This window comes from Mycolicibacterium wolinskyi str. Jessa 2025 (assembly GCF_049241375.1).
Lineage (GTDB): Bacteria > Actinomycetota > Actinomycetes > Mycobacteriales > Mycobacteriaceae > Mycobacterium > Mycobacterium wolinskyi.
Window position 1 is genome coordinate 2,779,338 of record NZ_CP185960.1, and the last position, 16,755, is coordinate 2,796,092.

General features: G+C 64.1%; 21 protein-coding genes. 4 read left to right on the forward strand and 17 right to left on the reverse strand.

Going from position 1 to position 16,755, the window contains the following annotated elements; all coding sequences use genetic code 11:
• Nucleotides 1-29: 29 nt before the first annotated feature.
• Nucleotides 30-659, forward strand: a complete 630-nt coding sequence (locus tag ACOI2T_RS13690; protein WP_409501619.1) for a PaaI family thioesterase — start codon at nt 30-32, stop codon at nt 657-659.
• 10 nt (nt 660-669) lie between these two features.
• On the forward strand, nt 670-1,530 hold the full coding sequence (locus ACOI2T_RS13695; RefSeq protein WP_409501620.1) for a TIGR03619 family F420-dependent LLM class oxidoreductase: 861 nt from the start codon (nt 670-672) through the stop codon (nt 1,528-1,530).
• A 1-nt stretch (nt 1,531) separates the two neighbouring features.
• On the opposite strand, the gene ACOI2T_RS13700 is transcribed toward ACOI2T_RS13695, so the two are convergent.
• The 7 genes from ACOI2T_RS13700 to ACOI2T_RS13730 all read right to left on the reverse strand — a co-directional run bounded on the left by ACOI2T_RS13700 (nt 1,532) and on the right by ACOI2T_RS13730 (nt 5,856).
• The gene (locus tag ACOI2T_RS13700; RefSeq protein ID WP_409501905.1) at nt 1,532-2,503 is read right to left on the reverse strand and encodes an asparaginase; all 972 of its coding nucleotides are present in this window, start codon (nt 2,501-2,503) and stop codon (nt 1,532-1,534) included.
• A 34-nt stretch (nt 2,504-2,537) separates the two neighbouring features.
• A complete protein-coding gene (locus tag ACOI2T_RS13705; RefSeq protein WP_409501621.1) occupies nt 2,538-2,960 on the reverse strand; it encodes a DoxX family protein in 423 nt (140 codons plus the stop codon).
• Nucleotides 2,961-2,991: 31 nt separating this feature from the next.
• Entirely contained in the window at nt 2,992-3,423 is a 432-nt protein-coding gene (gene dtd, locus ACOI2T_RS13710; protein WP_409501622.1) for a D-aminoacyl-tRNA deacylase, read from the reverse strand.
• A gap of 45 nt (nt 3,424-3,468) precedes the next feature.
• Entirely contained in the window at nt 3,469-3,795 is a 327-nt protein-coding gene (locus tag ACOI2T_RS13715; protein WP_409501623.1) for a darcynin family protein, read from the reverse strand.
• A gap of 606 nt (nt 3,796-4,401) precedes the next feature.
• Nucleotides 4,402-4,941 (reverse strand): hypothetical protein, encoded by a 540-nt coding sequence (locus tag ACOI2T_RS13720; protein ID WP_421876751.1) that lies wholly within the window; start codon nt 4,939-4,941, stop codon nt 4,402-4,404.
• Entirely contained in the window at nt 4,934-5,422 is a 489-nt protein-coding gene (locus ACOI2T_RS13725; protein ID WP_421876754.1) for a type II toxin-antitoxin system RelB family anti-toxin, read from the reverse strand. Before ACOI2T_RS13725 ends, ACOI2T_RS13720 begins: the two co-directional genes overlap by 8 nt.
• Before the next feature lie 47 nt (nt 5,423-5,469).
• A complete protein-coding gene (locus ACOI2T_RS13730; RefSeq protein WP_421876757.1) occupies nt 5,470-5,856 on the reverse strand; it encodes a hypothetical protein in 387 nt (128 codons plus the stop codon).
• A 244-nt stretch (nt 5,857-6,100) separates the two neighbouring features.
• Here ACOI2T_RS13730 and ACOI2T_RS13735 point away from each other — a divergent pair, with 244 nt between their 5' ends.
• Nucleotides 6,101-6,349 (forward strand): hypothetical protein, encoded by a 249-nt coding sequence (locus ACOI2T_RS13735; protein ID WP_421876760.1) that lies wholly within the window; start codon nt 6,101-6,103, stop codon nt 6,347-6,349.
• A 109-nt stretch (nt 6,350-6,458) separates the two neighbouring features.
• Here ACOI2T_RS13735 and ACOI2T_RS13740 read toward each other — a convergent pair whose 3' ends face one another.
• From ACOI2T_RS13740 to ACOI2T_RS13785, 10 genes are all read right to left on the reverse strand, one after another.
• A complete protein-coding gene (locus ACOI2T_RS13740; protein WP_421876763.1) occupies nt 6,459-6,818 on the reverse strand; it encodes a hypothetical protein in 360 nt (119 codons plus the stop codon).
• Nucleotides 6,819-6,831: 13 nt separating this feature from the next.
• The gene (locus ACOI2T_RS13745; RefSeq protein WP_421876766.1) at nt 6,832-10,140 is read right to left on the reverse strand and encodes a VldE C-terminal domain-containing protein; all 3,309 of its coding nucleotides are present in this window, start codon (nt 10,138-10,140) and stop codon (nt 6,832-6,834) included.
• 167 nt (nt 10,141-10,307) lie between these two features.
• On the reverse strand, nt 10,308-11,183 hold the full coding sequence (locus ACOI2T_RS13750) for a hypothetical protein (protein WP_421876769.1): 876 nt from the start codon (nt 11,181-11,183) through the stop codon (nt 10,308-10,310).
• A gap of 535 nt (nt 11,184-11,718) precedes the next feature.
• Nucleotides 11,719-12,399: a DUF2637 domain-containing protein gene (locus ACOI2T_RS13755; RefSeq protein ID WP_421876771.1), complete on the reverse strand. Its 681-nt coding sequence runs from the start codon at nt 12,397-12,399 to the stop codon at nt 11,719-11,721.
• Complete coding sequence (locus ACOI2T_RS13760) at nt 12,396-14,162, reverse strand: hypothetical protein (RefSeq protein WP_421876773.1); 1,767 nt, start codon at nt 14,160-14,162, stop codon at nt 12,396-12,398. The genes ACOI2T_RS13755 and ACOI2T_RS13760 overlap by 4 nt, the downstream gene beginning before the upstream one ends.
• Nucleotides 14,159-14,389, reverse strand: coding sequence for a DUF2742 domain-containing protein (locus tag ACOI2T_RS13765; protein ID WP_421876775.1), 231 nt, complete (start codon nt 14,387-14,389; stop codon nt 14,159-14,161). Before ACOI2T_RS13765 ends, ACOI2T_RS13760 begins: the two co-directional genes overlap by 4 nt.
• 146 nt (nt 14,390-14,535) lie before the next feature.
• Nucleotides 14,536-14,748, reverse strand: a complete 213-nt coding sequence (locus tag ACOI2T_RS13770) for a hypothetical protein (protein ID WP_421876778.1) — start codon at nt 14,746-14,748, stop codon at nt 14,536-14,538.
• A complete protein-coding gene (locus ACOI2T_RS13775; RefSeq protein WP_421876781.1) occupies nt 14,745-15,059 on the reverse strand; it encodes a hypothetical protein in 315 nt (104 codons plus the stop codon). The genes ACOI2T_RS13770 and ACOI2T_RS13775 overlap by 4 nt, the downstream gene beginning before the upstream one ends.
• Nucleotides 15,056-15,547, reverse strand: coding sequence for a hypothetical protein (locus ACOI2T_RS13780; RefSeq protein WP_421876783.1), 492 nt, complete (start codon nt 15,545-15,547; stop codon nt 15,056-15,058). The genes ACOI2T_RS13775 and ACOI2T_RS13780 overlap by 4 nt, the downstream gene beginning before the upstream one ends.
• A 166-nt stretch (nt 15,548-15,713) precedes the next feature.
• Nucleotides 15,714-15,935, reverse strand: a complete 222-nt coding sequence (locus ACOI2T_RS13785; RefSeq protein ID WP_421876785.1) for a helix-turn-helix transcriptional regulator — start codon at nt 15,933-15,935, stop codon at nt 15,714-15,716.
• 86 nt (nt 15,936-16,021) lie between these two features.
• Here ACOI2T_RS13785 and ACOI2T_RS13790 point away from each other — a divergent pair, with 86 nt between their 5' ends.
• A complete protein-coding gene (locus ACOI2T_RS13790) occupies nt 16,022-16,726 on the forward strand; it encodes a helix-turn-helix domain-containing protein (RefSeq protein WP_421876788.1) in 705 nt (234 codons plus the stop codon).
• Nucleotides 16,727-16,755 lie beyond the last annotated feature (29 nt).

Below are 16,755 nucleotides of genomic sequence, written 5' to 3' on the forward strand. Positions count from 1 at the left end.
ACCGTGATTAGTGGTGCTAATAAGGACAGGTGGACTACACGTTCGACGTCATCAGCGCTGATGAGCACGACCGATTGCAGGCACTCTACGAACCGTTGACGAACGCGGTCCGCGATCTCGTCGACGCGAGCATCCGGTCGGGCGTCGCCGACGACAGCATCGGACGGGCGACCGCCGCGATCGAGGCCGTCACCGAGACGCTGCGACGCGAGCAACGCGACGGGCCACAGCCCATGCGGCACGCCGAGACAGGCCGACCGGTCGTGTGGGCCAACCCCGTGGTGGGCCTGCGCAACGCGCTCGCGCCGCCGCTCATCATCAACCACGAATCCGACGGGACGTGCTGGAGCGAGTTCACGCTCGGCGCGGCCTACGAGGGGCCGACGGGCTGGGTGCACGGCGGAATCTGTGCGCTCGTGCTCGACCACATCCTCGGTGAAGTGGCCAGCGGCGGGCTCAACAAGCCGCTCTACACCGGGACGATCACGTGCCGGTACGTGCGCGGAACACCGTTGGGGGAGTTGCGTGCCGACGCGTTCGTCGAACGCACCGAAGGTGTCAAGACGTTCGCGCGTGGCCGGCTCAGCGACGCCGACGGGGTCACGGTCGAGGCCGAGGGCGTGTTCATCATGCCGGCCTGGGCCCGAAGCGCGGGATGACGTTCTCCGCGTGAAGTTCTACATCGCGAGCGGCTTCCTCGACACCGCCGAGATCGTCGAGATCGCCAAGGCCGCAGATGATCTCGGCTACGACGGGATGGGCATTCCCGATCACATCGTCAACCTCGAGACACTGTCGACGCCCTACCCGTACACCAAGGACGGCGAACGGCGTTGGCAGCCGTTCACCCACTGGCCCGACCCGTGGGTGCTGGTCGGCGCACTCGCGCAGGCCACGACCCGGCTGCGCTTCACCACCACGGTCTACATCCCCGCGATGCGCGACCCCTACGCCGCGGCGAAGGCCATCGGCACTGCCGCCTACCTGGCCGGGGGCCGCGTCGACCTCGGTGTCGGCGTCGGGTGGTGCAAGGACGAATTCGAGCTCGTGGGCCAGCGGTTCGACGCCAGGGGGCGGCGCACCGACGAGATGCTGGAACTGATGCGCGAACTCTGGTCGCCCGGATGGGCCGAGTTCAGCGGCGAGTTCTACACCGCACCGAGGCTCGAGATGGAACCCACACCGCCGCACATCCCGATCTGGGTCGGCGGCCTGTCGGACCTGGCGCTGCGCCGGGCCGCCCGCAACGACGGCTGGATCGGCGACCTCATCACGACCGACCGGGCGATCGCCGCGATCGCCCGGCTGCGCGAATTGCGTGCCGAGGCCGGGTTGTCGATGGACGGTTTCACCGTGCTGACGCCGTTGGTCGACGCGATCACGAGCGCCGACTACGAGCGCGCCGAGGCCGGCGGAATCACCCACATCCTGACCATGCCGTGGATGTTCTACACCGGTCCCGACGCCTCACTGGCCGACAAGATCGACGGCATGAAACGGTTCCGTGCCGACCTCGGACTCGACCGTTAGGTCAGCCCCACCGGGTGAACACGTCATTGACCGGCCGGCCGGCCGCCAGGGCCGCCATCATGAGCACCCGGGCCTGGCTCGGCCGTAGGTTGGGCACCATCACCGCGCCGGCCTTGACCATGTTGTCGCCCGGACCGTATTCGGCCTCGACCGGACCGTTGGGCACGCGGGTCGAGATCGCGAACGCCACGCCGGCCGGCGCGTGCCGCCGTACCGCATCCACGACCGCGTCACCGGCATTGCCCGACCCCAGTGCTTCGAGCACGATTCCGCGGGCGCCCGCGGCCACCGCGGCGTCGATCGGCCCCGGGCCGTCGCCCGGATAGGCCGCGACGATGTCGACGCGCGGTGCGGCGCCTGCCGACACCTCGGCGATGAACGGTTTTCGCGCAGGCTGATTCAACGTGAACACGTTGTCACCGACCGTGCCGACCGGTGCCGTGCCGCCGAACGCCGACAGGTCGGCGGTGTTCATCTTGCGGGTGCCGAGCGCTTGGAACACGTTGCCCGCGAAGGTGATCAGCACACCCTGATCGCGTGCGGCCGGGCTGGCCGCGACGGTCAGGGAATCGCGCAGGTTCGTCGGCCCGTCGGCGTCGGGGGCGTCGGAACTGCGTTGCGCCCCGGTCAGCACCACCGGCGCCGAGCCCTGGTAGGTGGTCGCCAGCCACATCGCGGTGTCTTCCATGGTGTCGGTGCCATGCGTGATCACCACGCCGTCGGCGCCGTTGGCCACCGCGTTCTTCACCGCGGTACCGATGGCGTCCCAATCCGCCGGCGTGAGCTGCGAACTGTCCTTCTTCATGAGGTCGACGACCTCGACGTCGAGACCTGCGGCGAGCTCTGCGCCGCCGACCGTCGGGCGCCGGACGCCACTGGGATCGGTGCTGGTGGCGATGGTTCCGCCGGTCGTGATCACGACGAGGCGCGCGTTCTGCGGTTCGGCGCCCGCCGGCCCGGCCGTGGTGAGCAGCAGGCCCGCCGCCGTGACGGCGGCGAGCAGCAACCTACCCACGGGCGGTGCGCCGGCCACGCGCGGTGTCGAGCGCGAACGCGCCTCCGCCGATCGCGGCCAGCAGCAGGAAGCCGAAGCAGTACAGCACCGCCGGTTCGCCGCCGTTCTCCAGCGGGAACAAACCCTTGGGCTGGTGCTGCCAGAAGTAGGCGACCGCCATCTCACCGCTCGCGATGAACGCCGCGATACGGGTGAACAGACCGGTCAGGATCAGCAGGCCGAGCACGAGCTCGAGCAAGCCGGCCCACCAGCCCGGCCAGGTGCCGACGGGGATTGCGCCGCTGCCGGAATCCACCGGCCAGGCAAACAGTTTCGCCGCGCCGTGGATCGTGAACAGAAAGCCGAACACGACGCGGAATATGCCGATAACGACGGGGGAGTAGGTGGCGAGCCGGGTTTCCAGGTTAGTCGTCATGATCAGACCATACGCGCCACTCCCAGCCAGTTCACAGCTCCAATAGCACCGTTACCGGTCCGTCATTGACAAGTTCCACCTGCATATCCGCACCGAAAACCCCTGTTTCCACAGTCGCGCCCAATTTGCGCAGTGCGTCGGTGAACTCGGTCACGAGTGGTTCGGCGACCCCGCCGGGCGCCGCCGCGTTCCACGACGGGCGCCGGCCCTTGTCGGTGTTGGCGTACAACGTGAACTGACTGATCGCCAGGATCGGTGCGCCAACATCGGATGCCGACTTCTCGCCGTCGAGAATCCTCAACTGCCAGAGCTTTTCGGCCATCCTGCGGGCCTTCGCCGCGTCGTCGTCATGGGTCACCCCGACCAGGGCGACCAGCCCTTGCGGGTTCGGCTCGATGGCGCCGACGACGTCCCCGTCGACCGTCACCTGCGCACGCTTGACCCGTTGCACCAGAACACGCATGGGTCAATTGTCCTTTCCGCACTGAGCTGGCCGCCGGTCGGGTGGCTAACCGATGGGGGACCTGCCGTAGTTGTCCGCGTACGCGTTCGCCACCCCGGGGAGGATCTCGACGATGGTGAAATACCGGTCCCAGAATGGTGTTTCGCGCAGTTCCTCGACCGCGAGCTCGTACTCGTGCGGATCGGTGGTCTCCCACAGCAGGAGGTCGGTGACCCTCGCGGTGTAGAACTCCGTGTCGTACCAACGGAATTTCACTTCGGGGTGGCGCTCGAGTATCGGCTGCAGGTGCCGGCTCAACTCGTCGAACCGTTTGGCCACCGGGAATCCGAGCCATTCCGGATTGGTCTTGACCAACATGAAAACCGTGAACATGGTGAACCTCGTTCTCTCATAGGTGAATACGGCTGGAGAGAAACGAAAAGGCCAACGAATCTCTCCGTTGACCTGTGAGGTTGTCAGCACCACGAGCGGCTGCGCTCGCGTTGCTGAGGTTAGCCTAAAACCGTGGCCCCCGGCAAGAACCGGGGGCCACGGTTTGAGCTACACGACTTAGACGTCGCGTCGGCGAGCCGACTTAGACGTCGCGTCGGCGAGCCGACTTAGACGTCGCGTCGGCGAGCCGACTTAGACGTCGTAGTAGAGCGAGAACTATGCGCTGGGCGTTTGTTGAGGTTTGCTGCGTTGGTCAGTGATCATCACCGCACGTCAGAGGGTTGACTGTGTTGGTTTGGTTAGAGCGGAGTTGAAACTACTGCGGACGGACTGCGGACGATTGGACTTGATGGCGTCGATCAACGCTCCTGATATCCAGGCGTTCATCTAGCAGGCGATCGGCTGCCGAGATGCTCGGCAACGGCGTACTGTCCCGCCGGCACGCTGCACGCACCACCGCAATCAGCCAGAGTTCGGTGTCTATCCCGTCAATATCCCGCATATCTGGTTAGACGCGGTGCCTGCAAAGTCGGTTCCCAAAAGACGTCAGCGGCTGGCAGCAGAATGCTCGACGATTTGGTGCCGCACCGCCTTCACGACACCGTCAACCCCGAACTGCGGTGGTTCGGGCAGCTGAGTGCTAAGTGACCGTCCTAGCTCTTCCACGACAGCCCACGTACCGAAAATGACCCTTGGCGCAGCCTGCATGCGAAGAAACTCGGTCATCGGATCAGGAACATAGACGACCGCATGTTCCCACTGATACTCGACTGTGCCATCGACAGCTACGAGATACTCTTCGTCCTCGAGTCGCACTCCCACACGGAGGCCGAAAACCTTGGGCCGTATAAAAGACGACACCCGGATCGTAGCGATGTCATCAACCTCGTCGCGGTCGTTACTGGAGGCTAGCTCCGTATAGTCGCTTTCGACCTCACCCTTTATTCCAATGAGCTCGTACAGGCTTTCGACTGGTTTTGTCGCCGCAACCCGGTTGATCACCCGGAATCGGGACGCGCGAACCAGTTCGAGATACTCCCGTGCCGATATCGGCGAGACCAGATCTCTTTTGGAAGATTCAGCCATCGCAGCAGACGCGGTCGTCATCGAACTCTGGCGTCAGCCGACCACGGTAGGCATCCATATAAATGACGTTGCACGTGCTCGCCGGTTCGGAGAACAACTCCCGCCAGAACTTGTCCATCTCAACAGTCCAGGACTGCAGCAGGCCTTCGAACCGCTTCTCGACCACACTCTCGTATCCCGACGATTCGATGGCTTCGAAGTCTTGCACATGGTGCTCGACGGAAGCCCCGATCGCCGCAGCATAGCGGCGAATTGTGGACAGGTGCGGGTCAGCACTAAGTCGTTCAAAGTTCGACACCGCGGCCTTATCGCGCTTCATCCGATCAGCGACCACCTGCTGGGTCAGGCCTTTATCCTTACGCAACTGCACCAACTGCTCAAGCAGGTCGTCGTCCGCCTGGGCCAGCTTCCGACGCAGGCGCGAGTCCGCGCTCTCAGGGTCGATCCCCGCAGCACGTTCCAGTTCTTCGAGGTCAGCCACAAGGTTGAGGTTAACCGCAACACGGCGGGGCGGGCAAGGCGTCGAGGTCAACGATGCCAGTCCATCAACCGATTGAACGCCTCGTCGATGTGACCGTTCTGCACTTCAAGCCCTTTCTTGCCGCCAGGCTTCCACGCGAAGTGGAGCAACAGCAGTACTCCCGGCCGGTCACGCTCCGCCGTCACGTACAGCCGATAGTGGCGCCGTGCTCGCTTACGCTTCACCTCACCAATGTCGGCGTACTTGCGCCCCAAGGGTGCGTCCCATTCGTCCGACCGGCAGGAACCATCCCGCACCCTTTCCAGAGTGACGCGCATGTCGTCCCAGCATCCGGGCGAATCGTCGTTCTGCACCCGGATGTCACCCCCCAGGCTCGAATGCCAGTCGTACTCAAATCCACCCTGCTTAAGCAGCTCCTGGGTATACGACGCCATCTAATACCGTGCCGCGTCGTCGTCGATGCAGTGGCCCCCGAATGGCATGGCGAAAAGTGTATTGCGCACGTGGCGCAAACAATGACAGTCGGGTGATTAATGCGCGGCGCCAAACGGTGCATAGCCCGCTTTGCATCCAGCTCAACGAAAAACGCTTAACAGACCTCGGGGCGGGTGGATTCTGGACTGTCGTCTCGGAGGAAGCTGCGCCCCTCGGTCCCGCCGACATGGCAGGCTCCCGGGTATGTCGTTCACCGTGCACCTCATCGAGACCCGCAAAGGCCCGTTCCGGACGGGCGGCAAGAAGTCGTTCCCCAACGAGGACGAATACGAGTTCCTTAATGGCGGAATCCTACGCGTCACACGACACGGAAAACCGGACACAACCACCTACTACGCGCCTGGCCAGTGGGAGGACGTCGAGACCAAAGACGGACACGCGCCGGGTGGGCCGAACAATAGCGACGTGCCGATCACTGACACGATTCACTGACCCTCGAAAAATCCCCAGACCCGTAGAAAATGCGAGCCATCTGGGCCGGGGTCAGTTCCGGAGCCCCAGGGGGAGGGGTGGACGCCTGGGGCATGGATCACAGGATGTATCAGGTTTCCTGCTCGGGTGTCCCATTTGGGACATCTTCCGCAGCGGGCGGCAAGTTACCACCCGCTGCGGCGTCGAGGTGGGCTTTGAGACTGTTCTCAACCGCCTGTATGGCGTGCTCCCGGCCCCCAGCGAGACGCTCAAACATGTCCATGTACATCACGAGGCAGATGGCGGCGAAGCGGCCCATGCATGCCTGGCAGCCGTGGAGGGTGGTGGCGATCTCGGCGGCGGCGTCTTTGGCCTCGGTCAGCAGGATGAGCATGAGTCGTTCCACGCGGAGGGCGTCGAGGGTGTGCACGCGGGCTTCTTCCCCGGCGGTGAGGAGTGTGCAGTGTTCGCAGGTTGTCATGTCGTCCATTACATCCCCGCCCTTACATCCCCGGTCCCCTGTTGGCCTGCTCTAGATGCCAGGCGATGTCGCGGCCGGTGCCGTCCTCGGTGGCCCGCTGGTTCGTGACTTGGATCGTTGGCCCCGGCTGCACCGGCTGACCGTTACCAGCGCCGTGCTGGGTGGTGTTCGGATCCACACCCGCGACTTGTTCGGGTGTCGGTGCTTGCGTCGACTTCCCGGCAAGATTGGGCAGTGCGGGAGCGGCTCCGGCGAGCCCGCCCACGATGCGGGTGATCCAGTTGTTGTTGGCGAGCTCGGAACCACCGAACGGCACGAGGGTTTCCAGCGCGCCCTGGGCGAGGATGCCACCGACTTGGCCGCCGTACTGGATCGTGCGGTTGATGAGCTTCGTGGCGGTCTGCGCGGCCTGCCCGGCGCCGGGGGCGAGCATGTCGAGACCGCTGGCGCCGACACCGATCGCCGTGTCGAGCAGCCCGCCTGACATCATGCTCACGCCACCCTGGCCGGTACCTGACGCCGGGGCGCTGCCGCCGTAGGTGCGGTTGGCGAACGGGGCCGCGGTCGGTGCGCCTGCAGCGATCGGGCCGCCTGGCATCGACGTTGGCAGCGGAGCGGGATTCGTCGCCCAAGCGCCGGCAGTAGTGGGTCCGAACGGATAGGCATTCGGAGCGCCCCACGGTGTCGTGAGCGACACACTGCCGCCGCCACCTATCGGGCCGGGCTTCACGCGGGCGTGCACATGGTCCATGTGGTTCTGCGTCGGCGAGCCACGGTCACCCATGGGTGACACCGAACCGTCCGGTCGCCACGTGGCCTGCTTCCAGATGTTGTACTGCAGCCCAAGCGCATCCGCGTTCTGCAACAAGAACTCGTTGATCTGGTCGCCAAGCGCCTGGTTCGCACCGACCATGATGTCGAGCGCCTGGCCGGAGCCGTGTTCACCGAAGCTGTCCCGTCGACCCGTGTCGGCAGACATCTTCAGCTCCGGGAACATCGATTCCAAAACGCTGAGCAGCCGAACGTTGTTGGGAACCATCCCAGACTGATACTGGCGCGGCAGGCCCGCCGGCATCGGGAAGTTCATGCCAGGTTGCAACGCGGGCGGTCCCATCGCAGCCACAGAGCCGCCAGAGCCCTGCGCGTACTGGTTGTTCATGTACTGCGGGCCGAATGCGCCTTGTGCGCCGAGGATTCCCATGATGCCGTGGCCACCCTGAGTTGGGTTGGCCTGCGCGATGGCATCGAGTTGACCTAGAAGCGGTGCAGCAGCGAGATTCGCCACGAACTTCGTGATGTTCTCCGCGATCCCCGCCAGGCCCTTGGAGATACCGAAATCGGCATCCAACCGGGCACCGATCTCCCCGAGCTGCGCCGCACCCTTCTGGAGCTGCTTGGCGTAGCGGTCACCGGCCCGCGTCATCTGCTCGTACTGGTTCTGCCGCGCCTCATTCAGCCGCATCTCGGCGGCCTGCGCGTCACGGTCCGCCTCAACCACATCGTTGCGGGCCTTCTGCACATCGTCGGCGGTCGCGGCGGTCGTCTTCTCCAGTTGCGCCAGCCGGGCCCGCTTCTCCGCCAGAGTGTGCTGTGCCTCCAGATACGACGACTCAGCGTTGAATGTCGCGGCCGTCTGCGGCATTCCGGGGATACCGGCCGGCAGGGTGGTGTTGAGCGGCAACACTGGTGCGTCGGGTAGCCGCGGCCCGCTGGCACCACCGGGCGTCGGTGGGGCCGGGACCGGCAGAGGCGGCGACGGCGCGGGGGTGATCGCGGGGGGCAAACCACCGGACTCGCGGGTACCGGCCGGTGCGGTCGCCTGAGCTGACGGCACCCCGAAAATCGTTGTCGGCAACCCACCGGATTCCCGTGCACCGGCGGGCGCTTGAAGTTGTGCCTGCGGAACACCGCCACCCGGCGGCGCGAGATTCGGATTCGACGGCCGGGTGTAGTCCGAGATGCCGCGGGTACCGGGTTCGATGAGACCCAACTGCTCGGCGAAACCCTTGATCGAATCGAGCGGGTTGACGATCAGACCCACGATGTTCTTCGTGGTCTCCAGCCACCCGACCAACGTCTCCATCGAGTTGGAGATATCGTCGACCGCGTTCGCGATCTTCGGAAGTTCTTGTTCACCAATGGGTTTCAGCTCCAGGAACGCCTTACCCACGTCCACGGTGATGTCTTTGAGCTGCCCGAGGGTGGTGAGACCACTGTCGATCCACTCGTGAATCTTGCCGGATTCCTTGGCCCCGGCCACCAGGTCGCGGAACCCGGTCGCCGCATCGGCAGCGCCGCGAGCCAGTTCGGGCATGAAATCCGCACCCACGCTCATGATGTCGGCGAACGCCTCGGTAAGCGGGGCCGCGGCCGGAGCCAACTCCCGAAACGCCGCACCCACCTGGTTGGCGATGTTCTCCAGTTCCGCGCGCGTACCGGGCTGCATTAGCTGGTTCGTGATGCCCATGAACATCTGATTGAACGAGGACGCGATGCTGGTGGTCATCGTCTGCACCGTGGGCAGCAGCGTTCGCGACAACGCGTCCAATTGGTCACTGACACCAGCGAAGAATGAATCCTGGGTGGCGTTCTTCAGTTTGTCGAATTCGGGCAGCAACTCGCGGATCCGCAACGCGGCCTGCTGTGCGTTCGGCGACAACGACTGCAACGCCTCGGCGAACTTCTCCGGATCCCGGATACTGTCCATCGCATCCCCGAAACCGAGCGTGGCCAGCTTCAGCGTGCCGAGCCCGGCGGCCGCGGCACCAGCAGCGCCCGGAAGCAACGCCAGGGAACCGGCAGCCGACGCTGCGACACCTGCCACGTTCACCAATCCGCCTGCGAGGACCGCCATGCCGGCCACCCCACCGACACGGCCCAACGATCCGATGGTGGTGCCCAGACTGGTCAGCGCCGACGCCGCGCCATCCCCGGACCGACCGATATTGACCAGGTTTCGGCTGTGATCAGAGTGAGCTCGGGAAGCCTCCCGGATCGCGGCCGCCTCGGCGCGCTGCGCAGCCGCCAACCGCTCGGCCTGCTTGATCTTCTGCTCACGAGTCGCACTGGACCGCTTGTCGAGGGCATCCAACTGGGCCTGCTCGCTGCGCACGCGACCCATCGCGTCAGCGACCTTGTCGGTGGCCTTCTCAACGCGTGCCATCGACTTCTCAACCTTCGGTGCCGAGCGCTCGACGCCAGCCGAGAATTGGTTTCCGAACAAGGCTCCGGCGTCGCGGCCGGCATCGTCGTATTCGCGCTTGATCCGGTCGGAGTTGCGGCGGATATCCCGCTCGTTGAGTCTCGTGTACACCTCGAGATGGATGGCCACGTGTCAAATCTCCTTGCCTAAGAGGTAAGTGGGTTTCTTGCCTGATTCGAGGGTGTTGGGACGCGGCGCAGGTGCACACTCGGGAATCCGTTCCGTGGCCGTCATGGTGTGCCCTTGCCCCCGCTGCAGACGTTGTTCCGAGGGTTTAACACCGCGCCCCATGGCTTTCACATCCCTTGCGGTGGGGAGGTCCGGTCGGGTCGTTGCGGGATTACCGTGATGCCGGGGTCTCGGCGTCGGCGCCGGTCCGCCCATAGTGATTCGAGTTGGCGCACTGTCGGAATCCACAGCTCCACATCGTTGGTGGCGAACCACACCAGTTGCTCGACCGGGTCGGCGGGCCACGGCTGCGGCCGTTTGTCGGAGCCGTACACGTGGGTGACGTTGCTCTTTTTGTCGCGCCAGTCCTCGAAGAATGCATCGAGGTTTCGGATGCGGGTGTCCGATGCGTGCGGGTCGTCGTAGAGGTAGTTGCTGCGGGCCGAGGTGTATTCGGCGACTCCGCTGCCGACGATGTCCTGTGCGGCTCGGATGAGGTCGTATTCGCGGCGCAGGGCGCTCAGTTTCCTCCACGCGTTGCCGGTGCCGGCGTCGATGGCCGCGGTGGGCGTGCGAGCACCGCCGAGTTCATCGACTACGGCATCGACCTGAGCCATGAGCTGGCGTAGGTCGTTGTTGAGTGCGCGGGCGATGTTGTCCCGATCGAGGCTTGCGCCCTGAATATTGCTGTTGCACTCGGCTATGAGCTTCACCAGGGCACTGTCCTGCGCTTCCCACTGGAAGCGTTCTACGGACTTGGCGGCGACATCTTCAAGCCAAGCATCCAGGTCGGCGTCTGCACGGTCGGGCATGGGCACGCCCGCAGGGCGTGTGGCGGCGTGTGCGAGTCGCTTATCGATGGCTTTCTGCCGCAGTGCTTTCGCGTGCTCGTAGTTGTCTGTTCGGACGGCGCGCGCGTAGTACGGGTTTTCCTCGCGGGTCAGGAACACCTCGGGCTGGCTTTGTCCGATGCCGAAGTGGATGGACTGCAGTGTGTTTGTCATTGTTCGTTCTTTCGTGTGGTCGTTCCGAACCGGCGTTGTGCTTCTGCTCTTCCAGCGGCACCCGCACGTGTGTTGGGTGGGCGTACGCGGGCGATGAGTGCTCGCCAGTCGTCGTCGGACATGTCGGCGAGTTTCTGTTCCTCGTCAGGTGTCAGTTGCATGGAGTTGCCTTTCTGCGGCGAAGTCGACTACGGCGGATTCTGGGAATAGCCAACGGTTCCCGACCATTCGGCCGCCCATCTTGGTGGCGTGGCGTTGCACCCATCGAAGTCCCGTCGGGCCGGTTCGTCCGAGGATCGAGGCTGCTGCGCTGGCTCCTATCCACACTGATGATCCTGTCAGTTCCTCTGTCTCACAACTACTTTCCTGTCGCGTGGGCGACATTCTGACGATGGTGTCGAGTCTCGCCACGAGCCGCGCAACTTCGGGAGGAACAGCGCGGCGAGCAAGGATTTGGTGGCGGACGAAGCCAGACAACCCGAAGTACGCGGCCTGAACTTCGGCCTCGCAGAGCCTCACTCGCTTGTCTCGTCTATCACGCGGCCTCCTGGTGTTTGAGGATGCGTTGCACGGTGCTGTAGCCGACGCCGAGGGAGCGCTGGATTCTGCTTGGTGCGGTGCCGTCGGCGTGGGCTGCGAGCACCTCGGCGACTCGCTCAGGGGCGATGCGCACGACGCCTTTCGCGACGAGGCGCTGCGCGATGGCCAGGTGCGGATTGTCGTGCGCCTCGGTATGCACTGTGTTGTGCACTTCGACGCGCACGGCCGCGCTGGGCTGCTCGTCATCGTGCGCAGAGGGATGCTGCGCAGCGCGTTGAGCGTTGGTAATGGCTAGGAGCGCGATGATGCTGCCAGTCATTCCTAGGTCGACGATGAGCGGGACGATCCACGCGATGACTGGAGGGATACCGGCCCAGGTCATGACGAGGTCGCGTAGCTGCACGAAGTTCACCACGAAGGCGAGTGCTGCGAGTGTGACGGCGATGCACAACGCGGCGCGGTATGCGGTGCCGACTAGTCCGGCTTGCGCGAGTGCGTGCACGCCGTAGGTCGCGGCGAGCTGGATTGCGACGGTGAAGAACGCGACGGCTGAGGCAATGGCCGGTGAGGGCGCGGCGCCTAGGACTGCGTGTGTGACTGTGCCGAGTGTGGACACAGTGGCTGAGCCGATCAGCCATCCCCAGAAGAATCGGCGTGCGGCTTGATCGGGGCTCACGAGGCGTCCTCTGCGTCCTCGGGTTGAGCGATGCGCCAGATGGTGCCGCGGCCGTTTTTCACCGATTCGATGCGCGAGCAGCGCTGCACGACTTCTCGCCGCAGCGATTCCCAGCTGTGGCCGGCGGCCTCGCAGTCCTGCTTGAGTGCCGCCTTGTCGATCTCTACTTCGTTTGCCGGGAGGGCGTCGAGCCAGTCGTTGAACCATGATAGGACCGGCTGGTATCCGGTCGGTTCGCCGGTGATGGACCAGGTGGTGCCGCCGCCTTTGCGTTCGAGCATGTGGACGTCGGGGTGGGCGGCGATCGCTTGGTTGAGGAGGTTCTCGCTGTAGCCTTCGGCGGAGGCTGCCGACTTCACAGCAAACGATGTGAAGGTGGTTTCGCCAGCACTTCGGAGTTGGATGACGTAGTTGTCGAACCACTTCGCGCATGAGAGCTTCGGCTGGTGCAAATCGCCCGACCTGTGGATATCGAGATCGGTGACGGTGGCGTCGGGTACACCGTGTACTTCGGGTACACGGGCACTGACCTGCGGGTTTTGGGGGTGTACCTCGGGTACACGTGTACCTTCCGCACCGAGGGCGTACCGCTCTTGGTTACCGTCTCTGGTGGTGACGATCTGACCGGCATCAGCTAACTCGGCTACGGCCGGGTCGAAGTGGTCGCGGAGGTCCGCTTTCAACTTCCTGCGTAGATCGTGGCGGGCCAGTTGACCGTCCCGTTCGAGCCACCGCAGGATCGCCTTCTTGGCCCGTTCGAGTTTGTGGTCGGAGATGAACTGTTCTCCCGCGGCTCGGCTCATCGCCCGGTCTCGAACCTTTGCTCGCGCGGCCTGGCGGTCGTATTCGAGCACGGCGTTGCGGGTGGCGTCGGACATGGTCATGATGTGCTCGGAGAGCTCCCAGTCCAACTCGCTGACGACCATCCTGTGGTCGAGGATCGCGAGGGCCGCGGCGACCTTGAGCCGCGTCAGCGTCCGGTGGCCGTCGATAGCTTCACCGATTCCGCGTCCGTTGGCCAGCAGACCGGCGTTGATGTACTTGCGGATCTCCGGCGGGCCGTACTGGATAAGCGTCTGGCCACCCGACAGCGCCCACGAGGGCAACGCGGTGTCCAGCACACGGTCTGGGGTCGGTCCGGGCTCGTCTGGCATATCCGGGTCGGTGACCAACATCCACAGCATGCGTTGCGGCGTACCGCCGCTCACGTCGTCCAGGAGAACGCCGCAGTGACCGAACTGCGCACTGATGGACAGGCACAGTCGATATGAGTCTGCGGGGACCGCTCGGGTGGTGGCAGCGGATGCGCCCTTGCTGCCCAACCGATCCCCGGTCAGTGCGGCCTTGACTGCGGCCCGAGTGTTGTTGCCCTGCCCGGCGTTGAGCGCGGTCAAATGGTCGATCTCGGACACGGTGATCAGCGCGCGGGTGATCCTGTCTTCGGGGTTCTTCTGTTCTTTGAAGAGTTCGGCGATACCCTGCCCCGAACCGAGTCCTTCTTCGTGGATGTCGGCGGGCCACACGATGCGGCTGAGCTTGTCGGCGACGCCCTTACCGGCACCGCTGCGGCCGACGAGCACGACGCCCATGTTCAGCGACGCTGGAGCTGGTGGTCCGGGGAGCATCACACCGTGGCCGGTAGACACGATCACCCGGTTCACGATGGCGACCAGGAGCGCCCACGGTGCGACATAGCTGGCGCGTGCCCATTGGTGGATCAGCGTGAGTTGGTCGGTGGCCGACCAAAATTCGTCGTCGGTCAAGATGCTCTCCTGATGTATGCGGTGCCGCGGCCGTTGCGGATCCGCTGGGAAACGGCCGACCAGTCAGCGGCGGCAGAGATTTCGTGTGATGCCTCGGCGCGGCGTTCCTGCGCGAGGTCCAGGCGCAGGGCGTGATGTAAACCGGCGGCCAGCACGGCACCGAGTTTGTCTGGATGATCGTCGGGGAGCTGGTTCCATTCGGGTGTGCCGGCCAGCATCACGGTCACGGGGTCGACGCCGAGTCGATTGACGAACTCCAGGACGGTGGTCCAACAGACTTGCCTGGACGAGGTGGTCAAACCGTGTTGTCCAGTGAATGGCGGAGTGCCCGCCCCAGTGTTGGGGCGGGCCACCGCGTGGTTTGGGTCGACCACTACTCGTTCCCCCGGACGAGCTGTAACACCCTGCCCGGCGCTCGGGTTTCAGCGAGATACCTCTGGTAGATCGGCCGCAGCAGCACCGCGAGAGCGACCGTCTCTTCGTTGGTGTAGTCGCTCCTTGGAACGGTCTGCAGGACGGTCTCGCATTCCTCTTCGACCTGGAGTCGGACGAGGTCGAGGAGCGGGTTCACCTTCGCTTCGGTCATGCCGCCACCTCAATCGCATCAGCAGCTGTGAGGAGGTTGATGGCAATCCGCCGGGCTTCGGCGGCTGTCGGGCAGCAGTCCACATCTCGCCAGTCCTCGGTATCGCCGATATGCAGCAAGATCCGGGGCCGTGCTTCTTCGTCCTCGTCGAATGTGGTTACGACGCTGACTTTCACCCCATCTTGGATGTCGTAGTCACGGCCTGTGGTGTCTACGACCTTGCTGTCCATGTGACTTTCGGTCCACATGGTGCCGGTGCACCAGGCGAAGCGGCAGCGGTGGTCATCTGGGTTGATCGGCTGCCGATTCACCGGATCACCTGCTGCTCGGTTTCGGGGCCGACGATGATGTGATCGCCGTCGACCTCCGCGGCGTCGAACTCTCGCGGCATGCAGGCCGGGCACGGCGCGGTGTAGGACCACTTACCCGTCGACACCCGCACCTTCTGGGTGTCCCTGCATGTTTGGCACCCCGCAGTCTCCGGCGGATCGGCTTCGAGCTGGTCGGTGGCCTTGTCGAGCAGCACCGCAGCTTCCCGAAGGTGACCGAGTGCGGTGACGAGGTCGACGACCGCCATCAACGGTGCCGTCGTCGGCAGACCCTGCAGCTCTTTGTTGAGGTCGTGACGCAGCAGGTCGACTTTGTTCACGAGGATGTCGAGACGCTGAGCTGTCGTCTCCGGCGGGGTGTAGTCGGCGCAGAACGTGCACACGCCGTCTGTCTCGGGCTGGCTGGCCCGGGCCGGATCGTTGAGGGGCACCGTGCAGTGCCGGCAGGAGCCTGGTGTGGGTACAGTCATTGGAGAGCCTTTCGTCACTTGCTGGTGGATGGGTTCGGATCGGTCCCCGCCCGGTGCGCCAACACCGGGATCTCGGGGGCCGATTTATTTGTCCGCAAATCGTCGGTCCGGTCCTGTTCGGGCCAGAGACCGAGATCTGGGTGGCGCTCCTGCGGGTAGTCCCGCATTAGGCAACCTCCGGATTGGTGCCGCCGCGCCTAGTGGCTTGCTCCTGCTCGGCCAGCCAGCGCTCAATTTCACTGCGCCGGTACACAACTCGGCCGCGCTGACCGAGTGTGAACGACTCCGGTCCCTCATTGTTGTGGCGCCAGTAGCGCATCGTTCCCGGCTGAAACACCGGGTACTCCTCGCACACCTGCTTCGTTGTCAGCAGATCGTCACCGGTCATTGGTGCTCCTTTCGCAGGATGGTGTTGTAAGTGCACCATCAGATTGCCACTGTTGGTGGTGCTGGTCAAGCATTACGCTGTGATTTATGCATCGGGATGAAGGCGGCGCCACTGACACGGGGACGGTCAATACACAGTTCGGCGACCTCATGAGAGAGCGGCGCGAGGAACGTGGATGGAGTCAGAGGCAGCTTGCCGAGATGCTCCACGCGGTAGATCTCCGCTTGGATCCGTCCGCAATCACGCGAATTGAGCGCGGCACCCGCGACGTCAAACTGACCGAAGCCATCGCCATCGCGAGCGTGTTGGAGTTCGACTTGGAAAGCATCTCATTCTCACCCGAAAAACATTTTGTGATGCGCGAGTTTTCAGAGGTCGATATGACAATTCGTGCCCGCAAGGCATTGCTTGACGCACTCCGTCATATCGACAGGTGGGTGAACAATACGGACGAAGAGACAGAAGACCGACTCATTAAGAAACGCGGCCTAACGAATCACGTGGACCTGTACACCCAGAGAATCCGCGAGGTGCCGGCATTCCAGCCTGGTGGACGCCTTGGTCACATCGAAGGCGACAACTTCGCTATTTACTACAACGATGAAGACCGTGCTGTGAAGCAGGCAATCGTGGACGCTGTGACTAACGGTCTTCTCCTCAGCGAAGACGAATTTGACGAACTTGTAGTTAAGCGCGGCGAGAAAGCAATGTGGGAGATCGCTGAGGAACAGTTTCAAGTGGCTGCCCGCAAATTTTCGGATAAGGGGCCAATTGATGACCCAGACGCGTAATCGCCGAGCTGGCGTAGAGGATCGCTGGA

Excerpts from the sequence above, each read along its gene's own strand:
- ACOI2T_RS13720 (WP_421876751.1), bottom strand. The coding sequence starts at position 4,941 with ATGGCTGAATCTTCCAAAAGAGATCTGGTCTCGCCGATATCGGCACGG.
- ACOI2T_RS13740 (WP_421876763.1), bottom strand. The coding sequence starts at position 6,818 with ATGGACGACATGACAACCTGCGAACACTGCACACTCCTCACCGCCGGG.
- ACOI2T_RS13705 (WP_409501621.1), bottom strand. The coding sequence starts at position 2,960 with ATGACGACTAACCTGGAAACCCGGCTCGCCACCTACTCCCCCGTCGTT.
- ACOI2T_RS13790 (WP_421876788.1), top strand. The coding sequence starts at position 16,022 with ATGCATCGGGATGAAGGCGGCGCCACTGACACGGGGACGGTCAATACA.
- ACOI2T_RS13735 (WP_421876760.1), top strand. The coding sequence starts at position 6,101 with ATGTCGTTCACCGTGCACCTCATCGAGACCCGCAAAGGCCCGTTCCGG.
- ACOI2T_RS13785 (WP_421876785.1), bottom strand. The coding sequence starts at position 15,935 with ATGACCGGTGACGATCTGCTGACAACGAAGCAGGTGTGCGAGGAGTAC.
- ACOI2T_RS13730 (WP_421876757.1), bottom strand. The coding sequence starts at position 5,856 with ATGGCGTCGTATACCCAGGAGCTGCTTAAGCAGGGTGGATTTGAGTAC.
- ACOI2T_RS13780 (WP_421876783.1), bottom strand. The coding sequence starts at position 15,547 with ATGACTGTACCCACACCAGGCTCCTGCCGGCACTGCACGGTGCCCCTC.
- ACOI2T_RS13750 (WP_421876769.1), bottom strand. The coding sequence starts at position 11,183 with ATGACAAACACACTGCAGTCCATCCACTTCGGCATCGGACAAAGCCAG.
- ACOI2T_RS13770 (WP_421876778.1), bottom strand. The coding sequence starts at position 14,748 with ATGACCGAAGCGAAGGTGAACCCGCTCCTCGACCTCGTCCGACTCCAG.
- ACOI2T_RS13715 (WP_409501623.1), bottom strand. The coding sequence starts at position 3,795 with ATGTTCACGGTTTTCATGTTGGTCAAGACCAATCCGGAATGGCTCGGA.
- dtd (WP_409501622.1), bottom strand. The coding sequence starts at position 3,423 with ATGCGTGTTCTGGTGCAACGGGTCAAGCGTGCGCAGGTGACGGTCGAC.